This is a genomic window from Lysobacter sp. N42 (assembly GCF_004344885.1).
In genome coordinates, this window is record NZ_SKFB01000001.1 from 575654 (window position 1) to 590963 (window position 15310).

Here is a 15310-nt window from a genome sequence, read left to right on the forward strand (position 1 = left end):
ACTTTCAGCCTCCAATACTTTAGCTCTGAAAACAAGGAAATTATTGTGCAAGAATACGTGCTTTGGTACCAACACTTAGGAATGAATGACGTTAATCGCGTTGGCGGTAAAAACGCTTCACTCGGCGAAATGATCAGTAATTTAGCGGGTGCTGGTGTAACTGTTCCAGGTGGTTTCGCCACAACCTCAGACGCATTTAACGACTTTTTAGAGCAAAGTGGGCTGAACGCAAAAATTTATGCGCTACTCGACACATTAGACGTTGACGACGTAAAAGCGTTAGCGAATGCAGGTAAAGATATCCGTCAATGGATTATCGACACACCATTTCAGCCTGAATTAGAGCAAGCTATTAAAGAAGCTTATGAAACGCTTTGTGAAGGCAATGAAGAAGCTAGTTTCGCTGTACGTAGTTCAGCCACAGCAGAAGATATGCCAGACGCTTCTTTTGCAGGCCAACAAGAAACCTTTTTAAACGTACGCGGCATCGACTCCGTGATGGAAGCGATTAAACACGTGTTTGCTTCGTTATTTAATGACCGTGCTATTAGTTACCGTGTACACCAGGGCTACGACCACCGTGGTGTTGCATTATCAGCGGGTATTCAGCGCATGGTGCGCAGTGACTTGGCTGCTTCTGGTGTAATGTTCTCTATCGATACAGAGTCTGGATTCGACCAGGTGGTCTTTATTACCTCGTCTTATGGTCTGGGCGAAATGGTTGTTCAAGGGGCGGTGAACCCCGATGAGTTCTTTGTTCACAAACCCACACTTGCTGCAAACCGCCCATCGGTGATACGTCGTAACATGGGTAGTAAGAAAATTGAGATGATCTACTCAAACAGCACCGAGCATGGTAAGCAAGTTCAAGTTCAAGACGTAGATACGGGCAGACAACGCCGTTTCTCGATTACAGACGAAGAAATCCAAGAATTGGCGCGTCAAGCAGTCACGATCGAAAAACACTACGGTCGTCCAATGGATATCGAGTGGGCGAAAGACGGCCATGACGGCAAGTTGTATATTGTTCAAGCGCGTCCTGAAACGGTTCGCTCAAATGAGAAGGGCACTTCAATAGAACGTTTTGCGCTTAAAGAGAAATCTGATGTGCTAGCAACAGGTCGTGCGATTGGTCAGAGAATTGGTCGCGGTGTAGCTCGCGTATTAGACTCGATTGATGACATGGATCAAGTACAGCCTGGTGACGTTCTTGTAACGGACATGACCGACCCTGATTGGGAGCCGATCATGAAACGCGCGTCTGCAATTGTGACAAACCGCGGTGGCCGTACTTGTCACGCTGCTATTATTGCTCGTGAATTAGGCATTCCTGCCGTTGTTGGATGTACCGACGCTACAGACACAGTAGCAGATGGCACTCACGTTACTGTTTCATGTGCAGAAGGTGATACAGGCCTTATTTACCGTGGTTTATTGGACTTCGAAGTTTCTGAGTCTGAAGTGGGTAATATGCCTTCATTACCCCTTAAAATAATGCAAAACGTGGGTAACCCAGACCGTGCATTCGACTTCGCTACCTTACCTCATGAAGGCGTAGGCTTAGCTCGCTTAGAATTTATTATTAACCGTATGATTGGCATTCACCCCAAAGCACTTCTAGAGTTTGATCAACAATCAGAAGAAATGCGTGAAGCGATCAAAGAGCAAATCGTAGGTTACCCAGATCCGGTAGAGTTCTATATTCGTAGACTAGTTGAAGGTATTTCTACCATTGCAGCATCATTCGCACCAGAGCGGGTGATTGTTCGTATGTCTGACTTTAAGTCTAACGAATACGCGAATTTATTAGGTGGAAATCAGTACGAGCCAGACGAGGAAAACCCGATGCTAGGTTTCCGTGGTGCTTCTCGTTACCTTTCACCTGACTTTGAAGCATGCTTTGCTTTAGAGTGCGAAGCGATAAAGCGCGTACGTAATGAAATGGGTCTTACTAACGTTGAGATTATGATTCCTTTCGTGCGTACGTTAGAAGAAGGTCGTGGCGTTATTGAGGTACTGGCTCGCCATGGTTTACGTCAAGGAGAAAACGGATTACGTGTCATTATGATGTGTGAGCTGCCTTCAAATGCGTTACTTGCAGACAAGTTCCTTGATATTTTTGATGGTTTCTCTATCGGTTCGAACGACTTAACTCAACTTAGTTTAGGTTTAGACCGAGACTCGGGGCTTATTGCTCATTTGTTTGATGAGCGAGATGAAGCTGTTAAAGCATTGCTTTCAATGGCGATTAAGACAGCTAAAGCGCGCGGCAAGTACGTGGGTATTTGTGGTCAAGGTCCATCAGATCATCCAGACTTTGCACAATGGTTAGTTGAGCAAGGTATTGACTCTGTATCACTTAACCCAGATACCGTAGTCGACACTTGGTTGTATTTGAACAAGTCATTGAAAGACTAAAGTTAATTAAAAAGGGAAAGTTTTTGCTTTGTTACCCTTATTAAAGAACACTCAGCAGAACAATAGAGCACCGCAATCTGACATTGCGGTGTTTTCTTCTGCATTGAAAGCTGCGGGCTTCATCGGAGACGTAGATATTACCTATAGCGGCCGTCTCATTGCCGCTACGGACAACAGTATTTATCAACAGATACCTCAAGCTGTTATTTATCCCAAAAGCCAGAATGACGTTGCGTGTTTGTTACGTGTAGCAAATCGTGATGAATTCCAACATCTAAAGTTTGCGCCGCGAGGTGGAGGTACTGGCACCAATGGTCAGTCGTTAACACCCAACATTGTTATCGATTTAAGCCGACACTTAACTCGTGTTCTTGAACTTAACGAGAAAGAAGGGTGGGTAAAAGTTGAGTCAGGTATAGTTAAAGACGCTTTAAATGAATTCTTGGCACCTTACGGCTACTTCTTCGCACCTGATACTTCTACAAGTAATCGCTGTACGATTGGCGGAATGATTGCAACCGATGCTTCGGGGCAAGGCTCTATCGTTTATGGCAAGACCAGTGACCATGTCTTAGGGTTAAGAAGTTTCTTGGTGTCTGGAAATGAACTAAATACGCATCCAATTCCTCTCGAGGATGCGAAGAAATTAGCAGAAGACGACTCAGTAGAAGGGCTCATATACCGTCAAGCAATCGCTTCTTGCGTAGATATGAGAGAAGAAGTTGAGGCTAAGTTTCCTCCCTTAAATAGGTTTCTTACCGGCTACGACTTGAAACACACTTGGGATCCAGAAAGTGAAACGATCGACTTATCAAGAGTGATCGCGGGCGCTGAAGGAACCTTGTCTATTGTTACTGAAGCTAAACTAAATATTACGCCAATTCCTAAGCATAAGGTGTTGGTAAACATTCAATACTCAAACTTCGAGTCTGCTTTGCGGCACGCGCCGGAGCTCATGAAAGCAGAAGCAACCTCTGTTGAAACTATCGACTCCAATGTTCTTGAACTTGCACGCAACGACATTATTTGGAACGACGTTGCGGATCTGGTGGATTCAGACACACCAATGAACGGTATAAACATGGTGGAATATACCGCGTTAACTGCCGAAGAGATTGATCATAAATTAGATTGGCTTAAAGCCCATTTGTCGTCAGATAGTTCTGAAAAATTCAATGTATGCGGTTTTAAAGTGTGTAGCGATATAGCTTCCATACAGCGTGTTTATGCTATGCGTAAAAAGGCTGTGGGTTTGTTGGGGGCTATGCCTGGCAAGAAAAAGCCTATCGCCTTTGTTGAAGACACCGCTGTACCCCCTGAGAAGTTAGCGGATTACATATTAGAGTTTAGAGCCTTACTCGATGAAAAGCAGCTTCAGTACGGGATGTTCGGGCATGTTGACGCAGGTGTATTGCACGTAAGACCAGCGTTAGATATGACCGACACTGTACAGGAGAAGTTAGTTCGGGAAATAAGCGATAAAGTGATGGCGCTAACGGCTAAGTATGGCGGGTTAATGTGGGGTGAGCATGGTAAGGGCTACCGCTCCGAATACGGACCGGAATTCTTTGGCGAGAAGCTATTCTTAGAGTTACGAAAAATAAAATCATCTTTTGACCCCAATAATCGATTAAACCCCGGCAAGATTTGTACTCCGGTGGATAGCGACGCAAGCTTAGTGAGTGTTGACGGTCAGAAGCGGGGCGTATTTGACAAAGAAATCCCTGTTGAGGTTCGTGAATCGTATCAGGGTGCTATGGACTGTAACGGTAATGGTCTTTGTTTTAGTTTCGATGTGAATACTCCAATGTGTCCTTCGTATAGAGCTTATGGCAACCGTAAAGAGTCACCGAAAGGCCGGGCTACGCTGATTAAAGAGTGGTTAAGAGTAACCAGTTTAGAAGGATATAAAGCCGACGAGCTTCCGAAACAAAAAGCTTGGCCTATACGCGCAATAAATAGCGTTAACAAGCCCGATGATTTTAATACGGAAATAAAGGAAGCAATGGATAGCTGCCTCGCCTGCAAGGCCTGTTCTACTCAGTGTCCTGTAAAAGTAGATATTCCAACGCAAAGAACGAAGTTCTACAGGCACTATTACAGTCGTTATTTGCGTCCGATGAAAGACATTCTGGTGAAGAATTCTGAAAAGTTATTACCTCGTTTGTCGAAGTTTCCACGGTTAGCAAACGTATTGATGCACAACCCTATAAGTCATTGGGTGCAGCGACATTGGTTAGGCTACATAGATACACCACGATTTGCTTTTCCAACCGCACAGCAACTGCTTGCCACTAGCAAGACTATCTCATGGAATGAGCTTCAAAAGCGCTCGCAAGCTTCTGGCTTCGATGCAACCAAGTATGTTGCTGTTGTACCCGACGTGTTTACTTTGTGTTTTGAACCTGAAGTAATGAAGGCTCTTGTAGATACAGCGACTAAGCTGGGGAAAACACCCGTTTTTCTTCCATTTCAAGAAAACGGTAAAGGCCTGCACGTAAAAGGTTATGTTGAGGAGTTTTATCAAACTGCATTAACGCAAAGCCAATTACTAAATAGCGTAGCTAAGTTGAATGTTGAAATGGTGGGCTTAGACGCAGCAACTACTCTGTGTTACCGCGACGAATATACGGCTGAGTTAGGTAGCGAGCGCGGTGACTTTCAAGTGCAACTTATTCAGGAGTGGCTGGTTCAACAAGACCTTACTGTTTTTAGTTCAGTTTCAAAAGGTGAGGAAGCCTATACGTTGCTCACGCATTGTACCGAACAAACGAAAAGTCCAACGGCGAGTAAAACGTGGCAACAAATTTTTACCGGGGCAGGTATATCGCTCAACACCGCGAACAATGGTTGCTGTGGTATGGCGGGAAGCTATGGGCATGAGTCTGATCGGGTTGAAGCGAGTCGCCGAATATTTGATTTAAGCTGGAAACCTATTCTTGAACAAAATAATGGAAGGGTAGTGGCGACTGGGTTTTCTTGTCGTTGTCAGTCGAGTCGTTTTGGAGCGGCTTCAGTCAAACACCCACTTGTTCTATTCGCAGAGCATTTTAGTTCTTAAGCATTTAAATTTGTATTGTGCAGATACAAAAAAGCTCCGCATTGTGCGGAGCTTTTTTTATAGCGTTAGAAAACTTAACGATTCGCTTTTTCAGCAGCTTTAGCCGCTAAAATTTCACGAGCCATTTCGTCGGCAATCTCACCCGTTGGGCGATCTTCCTCTTTTGCACGCGCGAATATCTTGTCCAAAGTATTGTAGATATTTCTAACACGAGCTGCAGTTTCTTCAGTAGTGAAGCTTGCCGCTTCTGAACAAACGTGAATAACGCCACCAGCATTAATTACATAGTCTGGTGCGTAAAGGATGCCCATGTCTTTAACGATACGATCATGCTCTGGCGTTGCTAACTGGTTGTTAGCACTACCCGCAATTACCTTAGCTTTAATACGCTTGAGGGTTTCATCGTTAATGGTCGCACCAAGAGCACAAGGCGCGTAAATATCTGCGTCTACATCGTAGATTTCATCAATGCTAACCGCTTTTGCGCCAAGCTTGCTTACAGCTTTGTCTACGCTTTCTTGATTAACGTCACAAACAATAAGCTCTGCGCCGTCTTCCGCACAATGCTTAGCGAAGTCGTAGCCAACCGCTCCTAAGCCTTGAACGGCTATTTTAAGGCCTTTCAAGCTTTCATTACCAAAAGCGTGCTTTGCTGCAGCTTTTAGTCCTAGGTAACCACCAAGTGCTGTGTGCGGTGAAGGATCGCCTGCTTTTCCTTCAGTACCGGCTACATAACGGGTTTGTGTAGCAACAATCTCGATATCAGAAGTACGGATGTTTACGTCTTCTGCGGTGATATATTTACCACCAAGAGAGTCTACAAAGCGACCGTAAGCTTTAAATAAAGCATCGCTTTTTTGCGTTTTAGCATCACCGATAATAACGGCTTTACCACCGCCCAAAGGCAGGCCTGCTAATGCACTTTTATATGTCATACCGCGTGAAAGACGCAGTACGTCTGTTAATGCTTCACCTGAAGACGCATAGTTCCACATACGCGTACCACCAAGCGATGGACCCATAGTTGTGTCATGCACTGCAATGATAGCTTTTAGGCCAGTTTCTTTGTCGTTACAAAAAACCACTTCTTCGTGGTTGTCGAACTCTGTGTGCTCAAACAGGGACATGTAAATTACCCTTTTATAGTTGTCAAAAATCGTGGCGTAAACTACCACTTTTAAGGCGCGAAAGCTAGAAATTACAACTTATTTACCCCTGAAAAACGGTAACATTGTGTAAACCTTTAATACCGCCACAGGTCAAACCAGTCTTAGGCTGCAAGCGTATGAAGGGTTCCCGAGGGAAAACATTCTCTAATAGAATTCAACGTGGTAATATTGGGGCATATTAAAACAGTAAATAGCAGTAAAGAAGAAGCTCAAATGACTCAAGAATTAAAGCAACTCACCCAAGAAGAACACGATAACTGGGTAAGAGAACAGTTTCAAAATGCAAACGCTCATTTAGCGGAGCATGGCCTTATTAGCGACCGTGTACTCACACAAGAAAGTCGTTATTTAGCTCCTTTGGTCGCGTTGTGGAAGTTTACGCTTCAAGGTATGGATGAAACGGTGTGGGCAATCTCCGGTGACTTACCTCTTGACCATATTGACTGTGAAAGCGCAAAAACACCTCAGGACGCACTGCGTTACTTCAGTTATCGCTGGCAGATGAAAGCAGACAAGTTACTAGAGGGTGGGGCAGCAGCAAAAAATAATGAAGATTACGAGCATGCCCAAGAGTTAATCAAAGGCGCGGAAAACCTATTTCCACTGACCGAAATGGAAGAGTTATGGAAAGAAGAGGTTTAATCCTCTTCTTCTTCCAAATCATCTTCACAAACGATAAGGCCTTCGTTGTACATCCAAGTCAGGATTGAACTTAATTGTTCTGACGATTCTGCGAGGGCAAAAATCCATTGTGATTCCACGCCTTCTTCCTTCGAAATTCGTTCGAAGAAACTGTGCACTGCTAAATCCGCAGCAAAGCGAGAGCCTTGAATATAAATGTATTCAGGATCATTGTTTTGATCTTGAGGGTCTGTATAAAGCCAGCGCAAACCAGGAGCTGCAAGCCAGCGGGAATCATTGTTCAAAACGCTCAATAGTTGGTCTGACTGAATGCTTTGTTCAGGCCAAAATTGAAGGGGTGGGCGAGGGTTAGTCGACAATAACTTTGAAGCTACCTTTTGTATCAAAGTCTTGTCTTCCAATGCGCTCCGTAAAAGCTCTTGAATTTGATCGACTGCCTGTTGAGGCAATACGTCAGGCTTATTTTTTTGAGCGGCTAGTGACTCTTTTGTATCGGTGTAGCGCTGCTGTAACTGGTCAAACTCAAGCGCATAGTCGGCTAAAGCAGACAAAAACTCGCCTTGGCTGGGGGCACGAAAACCTATCGAGTAATTGAATGAGTCTGTTAAAGACACACCTTTATGAGGAAACCCCGCTGGAATATAAATAACGTCACCTGACTTTAGCACTTCATCTAAAATAGGCTCGAAGCCGGATATTTGCTTTAGGTCAGGGTGGGGCGTCTGCACTGCGTATTCGCCACGAGGCCCTACTGACCAGCGGCGCTCCCCTTTACCTTGAATAATAAATACATCGTACTGGTCGATATGCGCACCTACGCCACCTTCGGGTGTAGAGAAGCTAACCATCAGGTCATCTAAGCGCCATGAAGGCATCCAGCTAAAAGCATTGAGTATTTTTTGTGCTGGTGGGAAATGCTCGTTTACAGCTTGAACGAGTAAGCTCCAGTGGCTATCGCCGAGCGTGTCATAAGCTTCGAACGGACCGTGTATAAGGTTCCATTTACCGTGATCTGATTGCACGATACGAGAGTCTACTCCTGGCTCCAAAGCGAGCCCAGCTAACTCATCGGCACTTAGCGGATCAACAAAGTTTGGAAACATGCCGCGAAATACGGCAGGTTTCTTTTGCCAAATAGACGACTTAAACTCGTCCGAATCGAAGCTTTTGCTTAACACGTTATAGGTTCTCTAAATACTTGTTTACGTCTTTAGCTAAACGTATTGCGTCACCTATGTAATTCGCTGGACTCATCGCTTTTAAGTCTGCTTTTACCTGATCTGGAAGTTCAAGTGTATCGATAAAGTTAGCCATACCTTCAGCAGTTAAACGCTTACCGCGTGTTAAAGCTTTAAGCTTTTCGTAGGGCTTCTCAATGTGATAACGGCGCATTACGGTTTGCACTGGCTCTGCTAGCAGTTCCCAGTTTTGATCGAGTTCATTGCTTAAGTTAGTTGGGTTAATCTCAAGTTTGTTTAACCCCTTAATAGTTGCTTGCCAGCCAATCATGCTGTAGCCAATGCCAACTCCTAGGTTACGCAATACTGTTGAGTCTGTTAGATCACGTTGCCAACGGCTTACTGGTAATTTATTTGCTAAATGGTTAAACACCGCGTTCGCTAGCCCTAAGTTACCTTCAGAATTTTCAAAGTCGATAGGGTTTACTTTATGAGGCATCGTTGAAGAGCCAACTTCGCCTTCTACTGTTTTCTGTTTAAAGTGATTAAGTGCAATGTAACCCCAGATATCACGATCAAGGTCAATAATAATGGTGTTTGCACGTGCAACTGCGTCGAGCCATTCTGCGATATAGTCGTGTGGTTCGATTTGTGTTGTGTATGGGTTCCATTGAAGCCCCAGTGACGTTACGAATTCTTCTGAAACTTTATGCCAGTCAATATTAGGATATGCAGAAAGGTGAGCGTTGTAGTTACCCACAGCACCATTAATTTTCCCTAAAAATTCGATGTCTTTAATTTGTGACAGTTGACGGTCGAGTCGCATGGCAACGTTAGCAAACTCTTTACCGAATGTAGTCGGGGACGCTGGCTGCCCGTGAGTGCGCGCCATCATTGGGATTTCTGCAAACTCTTCAGCGAACGCCGCCAATTGCTTAAGTATGTCTGAAAGGAAAGGCACAACCACTTGCTCTCGGGCATTTTGTAGCATCAAAGCGTGTGAGAGGTTGTTGATGTCTTCTGATGTACAAGCAAAATGAATGAACTCACTTGCCGCGGCAAGTTCAGGAATATCTGCAACCTTTTCTTTAAGGAAGTATTCAACGGCTTTAACGTCGTGATTAGTCGTGCGTTCTATCTCTTTAACGCGCTCTGCGTCTTCTTCAGAAAAGTCGCGAATAATATTGTTTAAAAATTCGTTGGTTTCAGCTGAAAAAGCAGGAACTTCTGCAATTTCTTCGATTGAAGAAAGCTTCTGCAACCATTTTATCTCTACCACAACACGTTGGTGCGTTTGTCCGAATTCACTTGTAAGCGCTCGTAGGTCTTCGGTTTTACTACCATAGCGGCCGTCAATCGGACTGATAGCGGTTAAAGCTGAAAGTTGCATGTTAAAGCTCCAAAAGAAGTTAAAAGTCGAGTTAATCTGTACATTGTTGCAGCAATGAGTTTGCTGCCTTTAAAAGCTGTTGACGCTTAAATATTAAGTGTCTGCGTTTGCCACCAAGTTGGCGCCACAGCACACTGCTTCGCACGCCGCCAAGAAGTAATGCTCTAATATGATGCTGAACGCTCGTATTTCTTAAAATTGCTGGCGAACCCTGTATCTGAATCTTTGGACCCAAAGGACTGATAATGTCTGTATAAACACTCGCCAAAGATTCGTTTAATTTTGCTTGCTCGAACTGTAATTGATCGCGCTGTCTTTGAACTTGGGTTAGCCGTTTACCTAATTCGTTTTGTATAGCGCTCTTCTTGTTTAATAACCGTTCCAAGTGAAGCATGCGCACAACATATTGCGTTTGCTCTACGTCTTTAGGCCGACCGCCAGAAAGTTGATCTATTAAAACCTGTAAACCAACCTTTAAATTGTTCAAACCACCATAAATAGACTCTGCATTTGGGGCGTCGAGGACTAATGAACTATTCACTATGGTTAAACTGGCTTCTTCTGGAACTACCGAGCCGCGCCGAGCGAGTTGTTGCGTACATGCGGCTGCTTGGCAAATAGCGGCAAATGCTAAAACCTGCTTCTCAACATCGGTCACAGACTAACCTCAAAGTCAGTAATTCGTGACTCAATAATTCCGCCACCTAAACATACGTCATCTTGGTAAAACACGGCTGATTGCCCCGGGGTAACTGCAGCCACAGGTTCGTCGAACTCTACCTTAACAGTATTGTTATCTATCGGCGTTACCAAACAAGAAATATCCTGTTGGCGGTATCTAGTTTTAACTACACAGCGGAACGGAGCTGAAACATCTTCTCTGTTTACCCAGTGCAATTGCCCGGCAATTAAACCTGTAGAAAATAGCCTTGGGTGTTTTTTACCTTGCGCAATAATCAATTCGTTTTTGCTGACATTTTTGTCTACCACATACCAAGGTTCGTCGCTTGCATCGGCTAGGCCTCCGATAAGAAGACCTTTGCGTTGACCAATGGTGTGGTACATAAGGCCTTCGTGTTCGCCGAGAACATCACCGTCAACTGTCACAATTGGGCCTGGTTGGGCAGGTAAGTATTGCTGTAGAAAGTCCTTAAACTTTCGTTCGCCGATAAAACAAATACCCGTTGAATCTTTTTTGTCAGCAGTAACCAAGCCTTGCTCTTCGGCAATTTTGCGAACTTCCGGCTTTTCGAGTTCGCCAACAGGGAACAAGGTTTGCGCCACATGTTCATGGCTCAAAGTGTATAAGAAGTAACTTTGGTCTTTATTGTTGTCTAAACCGCGAAGGAGCTGGAATTTACCGTCTTGCTCTGTACGACGGCAGTAGTGCCCAGTTGCAATGTAGTCTGCACCGAGCACTTCGGCTGCGAACTCAAGAAACGCCTTAAACTTAATTTCTTTATTGCACATGATATCTGGGTTTGGAGTACGACCGGCACGGTACTCTTCAAGGAAGTGCTCGAATACACGGTCCCAATATTCTGCTGCAAAATTTACCGTGTGAAGCTCAATACCGAGTTTTTCACATACAGCTTCTGCGTCTTTTAGGTCATCAGCAGCAGCACAATACTCGTCTGTGTCGTCTTCTTCCCAGTTCTTCATGAATAGACCTTCAACTTGGTAACCTTGCTGCATGAGAAGCCAAGCGGAAACAGACGAATCAACACCGCCTGACATGCCTACGATTACGCGTTTTTTGTCTACTGCCATAATGCTCTAAAAATCCTATCGAGAACGGGTTTTGCTGCAATTTTGATGGTGGCGGATTATATCATTTCTTTAGCGCGCTTAGAAGCTTGGGCGGCAGTTCGTCCAAGCTTACGTACCGCCACTCACTAGGACCTAAATTATTGAGGTTAATTGAACCGATACTTGCCCTTATCAACCTTAATGTTGGAAAGCCGATATGCGCAGTCATTCTGCGTACTTGCCTGTTCTTACCTTCGTTAATGGTAAGTTCTAACCAAGTGTCCTGAATAGACTTCCGAATTCTTACTGGCGGATTGCGTGGCCAGAGGTTTTCAGGTTCGTCTATAACCTTTACAAGTGCTGGCTTAGTGCGCCCGTCTTTTAACTCTACGCCAATACGCAACTGAGCAAGCGCGTCAGGTGTGGGCTCGCCTTCAACCAGAACCCAATAGGTTTTAGGTAGCTTAAATTTGGGCTCAGCAATGCGAGCTTGCAGTGGACCATGATTGGTGAGCAGTAATAATCCTTCACTGTCTTTATCTAACCTGCCGGCAGGGTATACATTTGGTATATCGATGTACTCTGCTAAAGTCGTTAGGTGGGGTTCGCCGGTAAATTGGCTTAACACATTGAAGGGCTTATTGAATGCCAATAGAATAGGGGGCGCGTTGTTCTTTTGAACGTTAGGCTTTTTAGAGCGCCTGACTCGTGATGAATTTAGCGGAGCAGATCTATTTTGTGCCGACATAACAACGAGCCTTGCATAATATCTGGGGTGATTTCAGGATATTATAACAAAGTGCGGGATTAAACTTTAACAGGCAATGCAAAGCGCCTGTTTGCAAATGTAACTTCGGATAATGAGAAAATAAGAAAAAGCTATGATGAAACGTATAGGCGGTAGCCCAGAAAAAGCATTGAACAACGACTTCAAATTAGACACTAATGCTTTGTTGCAGCAAGCTTGGAATTTAACCAAGTCGACTATTTTACCTCTACTTGGAGCTTTATTGCTTATTTGGGCGATTAGTCAAGCCGGTGGATATTTGCTGCAGTCATTTTTCGACTTTCAAATGCCCGAAACACCAGAAGAGTTTGAAAGTATGGTGCTGCCGACGGGTTTCGTTTTATCCATGTTAGTGCTTTATTTCTTCCTATTGCTACCGATGCAAGCGGCAATGTATAAAATGGGTATTCGAAACGCAGCAGCCGTGGAAGCGGAATACCCTGAAACCTATAAAAATAAACCGCTAATGGTATTTAACTATTTGTCTAATCCATTTCGTTATGGGGGCGTGGAGTTACTTCGAGGGATCATTCCAGTGGTTGCGCTTGTTATTGGAATAATGATTCATCCTTTCGTTGGCTTTGCGCTGGCTGGGTTTGTCGCTATTTCACTTCAGTTATCTACGCCTTTGGTGGTTCAAGATGGCCTTAATCCTTTTAAAGCGATCGGGGTTTCTTTCCGAGTGATCGCTAAAAACTTTGTACCCTTTCTAGTTATAACTTTCGTAATGATCGTATTGGTATTCTTGAGTGCGTTGTTACTCTTTATTCCTTTATTATGGTTTGTTCCGATGTACTACAACTTAATCGGCTTGGTATACAAGGACGTGTTCGGCATTGAAGTGGAAATCAGCGATCAAGCCGATATAAATACTGTTGTCTAATGCGAGGTATTTTTATGGATTCTCGATTTAAATGGGGTGCTCTTTGCGTGTTAGGTATCGTTGCCTTCATCGCTGTATTCCAAATGAACAAAGAGCAGTCTTCTGAGATAGCTCCTGGCGAGCAAACTCAGAACGATGGGGCACCTCAAAGTCTTGAAGAGCAACCAGCGGAGACCATGGCAACATCACCTGCTGGGGTGCTGCCCGATGTTCGTCGCCCACCGGCAACAGCAACAACTGAGGTTCCGGAATTTGGCGAGATCTTTAATATCAGGGAGAGAAAAGAAGCCTTCTTTTCTTATTTGTTACCTGCAATTAGAGATGAAAACGAACGTATTCGTAGACAGCGACGCGCCTTATTAAGGCTGCAAGCAAAATACCATACAGCAGGTTTGTCTATGCAAGAACAGCGGTGGGTAAGCCAACTTGCGGAATATTACGACTTAGACACCGAAGTAAACGAAGAAACTTTGCCAGAAGTTTTAACAGTGTTGGAGCGGAGAGTTGACGTTATTCCAGAAACGTTAGTTTTAGTACAAGCTGCCAACGAGAGTGGGTGGGGGCGTTCTAGATTCGCTCAATCTGCACGAAACTTTTTTGGCCAATGGTGCTGGAGCCAAGGCTGCGGCATAGTACCAAGCCAGCGTCCGGACGGACAGGTTTATGAAGTAAGGTTATTCGACTCTATGGAAGCCTCTATACGAAGCTATATGCGAAATCTAAATACTCATTATGCGTATCAAGATTTGCGTGGAATTCGTGAGCAAATGAGAGCTGCTGAAGAGCCGATAACGGCAACACCACTTACAGAAGGGCTTACTAGCTATTCTGAAAGAGGCGAAGAATATGTTGAAGAGCTTCAACAAATGATTCGGGTGAACCAGCCTATTATCGAAAATGTTGGCGAAACCCTTTCCGCTGAAGGTTCGTAGTTTCCGCTGAAGGCTCTTCGTCCTCGCTGACGGCTTCTAATCCACCATTTTCACGGCGATGTTCACTATTGGTGTTACATCGCCGCTATTTACATCACCGTCAGTGTTTTCGGTATCTTCAAAGCGCCAAGGCAACGGTTCTTGATCGAATGCTGTGTCGCCGCTTTCGATTTGTTCACCGGTCTTCACGTCTTTAAAGTTATATAAATCTCGATCGGGAAGATGTGAGGGCACCACTTGGGTCATCGCCTTGAACATGCTCTCAATACGTCCGGGATACTGCTTATCCCACGTTTGTAGCATTTCTTTGATCACTTTGCGTTGCAGGTTTTCCTGAGAGCCACACAAGTTGCATGGAATAATAGGATAGTTCATTGCTCTGGCGTATCGCTCAATATCTTTCTCTTTAACATAGGCCAGCGGTCGAATAACGATGTGTTCGCCATTATCACTCACTAACTTCGGTGGCATCGATTTCATCGTGCCTCCGTAAAACATATTCAGCATAAGAGTTTCAATCATGTCATCACGATGGTGACCCAGCGCTATCTTTGTGCAGCCTAAACGTTTCGCTGTTTTATACAAAATACCACGGCGTAACCTAGAACAAAGAGAGCAGGTTGTTTTGCCCTCCGGAATCTTATCTTTAACTATGCTGTACGTGTCTTCTTCAACAATCTCGTAAGGTACGTTCAATTGTTGCAAGTATTCTGGTAACACGTGCTCAGGGAAGCCGGGTTGTTTTTGGTCAAGGTTCACCGCAATGATTTCAAAATGAATAGGTGCGACTTTCTGCAAATACTGCAAACATGACAACAAGGTGTAGCTGTCCTTACCGCCAGACAAACACACCATGATGCGGTCGCCGTCTTCAATCATATTGAAGTCGCCAATTGCTTGCCCAACCACACGGCGTATGCGTTTTTCTAACTTATTTACGTTAGAGCTTTGCTTCGACTTGAGTTCGCCTTCCGGCTGTTCGGGTAAGTTTACGCGCGCGTTGTTCATAAGCAGTGACACTTTTCCTGAGCTATAAGATTAAAATGTTCTCTGTTTTACTGGCGAAGAGAACAGGGCGCGCATTATACGTTGTGTCTGGTA

The 15310-nt window shown here is 44.5% G+C and carries 12 protein-coding genes; 5 read left to right on the forward strand and 7 right to left on the reverse strand.

All coding sequences use genetic code 11. The features are described from left to right. Positions 1-45: 45 nt before the first annotated feature. Both ppsA and EYQ95_RS02910 read left to right on the forward strand, forming a co-directional pair. The gene (gene ppsA, locus EYQ95_RS02905) at positions 46-2418 is read left to right on the forward strand and encodes a phosphoenolpyruvate synthase (RefSeq protein ID WP_111914199.1); all 2373 of its coding nucleotides are present in this window, start codon (positions 46-48) and stop codon (positions 2416-2418) included. Positions 2419-2446: 28 nt separating this feature from the next. Continuing rightward, positions 2447-5479, forward strand: a complete 3033-nt coding sequence (locus EYQ95_RS02910; RefSeq protein ID WP_207916206.1) for an FAD-binding and (Fe-S)-binding domain-containing protein — start codon at positions 2447-2449, stop codon at positions 5477-5479. 74 nt (positions 5480-5553) lie between these two features. Here EYQ95_RS02910 and EYQ95_RS02915 read toward each other — a convergent pair whose 3' ends face one another. After that, positions 5554-6606: a Glu/Leu/Phe/Val dehydrogenase gene (locus EYQ95_RS02915; protein ID WP_111914198.1), complete on the reverse strand. Its 1053-nt coding sequence runs from the start codon at positions 6604-6606 to the stop codon at positions 5554-5556. A 255-nt stretch (positions 6607-6861) separates the two neighbouring features. Between EYQ95_RS02915 and EYQ95_RS02920 the strand changes: the two genes are divergently transcribed. After that, positions 6862-7290, forward strand: a complete 429-nt coding sequence (locus tag EYQ95_RS02920) for a DUF4826 family protein (RefSeq protein ID WP_126266328.1) — start codon at positions 6862-6864, stop codon at positions 7288-7290. Here the strand turns inward: EYQ95_RS02920 and EYQ95_RS02925 are convergent. The 5 genes from EYQ95_RS02925 to EYQ95_RS02945 form a co-directional block, all read right to left on the reverse strand. Continuing rightward, positions 7287-8468, reverse strand: coding sequence for a cupin domain-containing protein (locus tag EYQ95_RS02925; protein WP_111914196.1), 1182 nt, complete (start codon positions 8466-8468; stop codon positions 7287-7289). The genes EYQ95_RS02920 and EYQ95_RS02925 overlap by 4 nt on opposite strands. A 1-nt stretch (position 8469) precedes the next feature. Further along, positions 8470-9858 carry an adenylosuccinate lyase gene (gene purB / locus EYQ95_RS02930; RefSeq protein WP_111914195.1) on the reverse strand — a complete coding sequence of 463 codons (1389 nt, stop codon included), beginning with the start codon at positions 9856-9858 and terminating at the stop codon, positions 8470-8472. A 31-nt stretch (positions 9859-9889) separates the two neighbouring features. After that, positions 9890-10516: a high frequency lysogenization protein HflD gene (gene hflD / locus EYQ95_RS02935; RefSeq protein WP_111914194.1), complete on the reverse strand. Its 627-nt coding sequence runs from the start codon at positions 10514-10516 to the stop codon at positions 9890-9892. Continuing rightward, the gene (gene mnmA / locus EYQ95_RS02940) at positions 10513-11628 is read right to left on the reverse strand and encodes a tRNA 2-thiouridine(34) synthase MnmA (RefSeq protein ID WP_111914193.1); all 1116 of its coding nucleotides are present in this window, start codon (positions 11626-11628) and stop codon (positions 10513-10515) included. Before mnmA ends, hflD begins: the two co-directional genes overlap by 4 nt. A gap of 61 nt (positions 11629-11689) precedes the next feature. Further along, positions 11690-12265 carry a pseudouridine synthase gene (locus EYQ95_RS02945; protein ID WP_207916228.1) on the reverse strand — a complete coding sequence of 192 codons (576 nt, stop codon included), beginning with the start codon at positions 12263-12265 and terminating at the stop codon, positions 11690-11692. Between the two features lie 223 nt (positions 12266-12488). Between EYQ95_RS02945 and EYQ95_RS02950 the strand changes: the two genes are divergently transcribed. After that, complete coding sequence (locus tag EYQ95_RS02950) at positions 12489-13277, forward strand: hypothetical protein (protein ID WP_111914191.1); 789 nt, start codon at positions 12489-12491, stop codon at positions 13275-13277. Positions 13278-13291: 14 nt separating this feature from the next. Beyond that, a complete protein-coding gene (locus EYQ95_RS02955; RefSeq protein WP_165831921.1) occupies positions 13292-14209 on the forward strand; it encodes a glucosaminidase domain-containing protein in 918 nt (305 codons plus the stop codon). Positions 14210-14245: 36 nt separating this feature from the next. Here EYQ95_RS02955 and ttcA read toward each other — a convergent pair whose 3' ends face one another. Beyond that, the gene (gene ttcA, locus EYQ95_RS02960; RefSeq protein ID WP_111914189.1) at positions 14246-15217 is read right to left on the reverse strand and encodes a tRNA 2-thiocytidine(32) synthetase TtcA; all 972 of its coding nucleotides are present in this window, start codon (positions 15215-15217) and stop codon (positions 14246-14248) included. Between the last annotated feature and the right edge of the window lie 93 nt (positions 15218-15310).

Excerpts from the sequence above, each read along its gene's own strand:
- EYQ95_RS02915 (WP_111914198.1), bottom strand. The coding sequence starts at position 6,606 with ATGTCCCTGTTTGAGCACACAGAGTTCGACAACCACGAAGAAGTGGTT.
- EYQ95_RS02920 (WP_126266328.1), top strand. The coding sequence starts at position 6,862 with ATGACTCAAGAATTAAAGCAACTCACCCAAGAAGAACACGATAACTGG.
- purB (WP_111914195.1), bottom strand. The coding sequence starts at position 9,858 with ATGCAACTTTCAGCTTTAACCGCTATCAGTCCGATTGACGGCCGCTAT.
- mnmA (WP_111914193.1), bottom strand. The coding sequence starts at position 11,628 with ATGGCAGTAGACAAAAAACGCGTAATCGTAGGCATGTCAGGCGGTGTT.
- EYQ95_RS02950 (WP_111914191.1), top strand. The coding sequence starts at position 12,489 with ATGATGAAACGTATAGGCGGTAGCCCAGAAAAAGCATTGAACAACGAC.
- EYQ95_RS02955 (WP_165831921.1), top strand. The coding sequence starts at position 13,292 with ATGGATTCTCGATTTAAATGGGGTGCTCTTTGCGTGTTAGGTATCGTT.
- ttcA (WP_111914189.1), bottom strand. The coding sequence starts at position 15,217 with ATGAACAACGCGCGCGTAAACTTACCCGAACAGCCGGAAGGCGAACTC.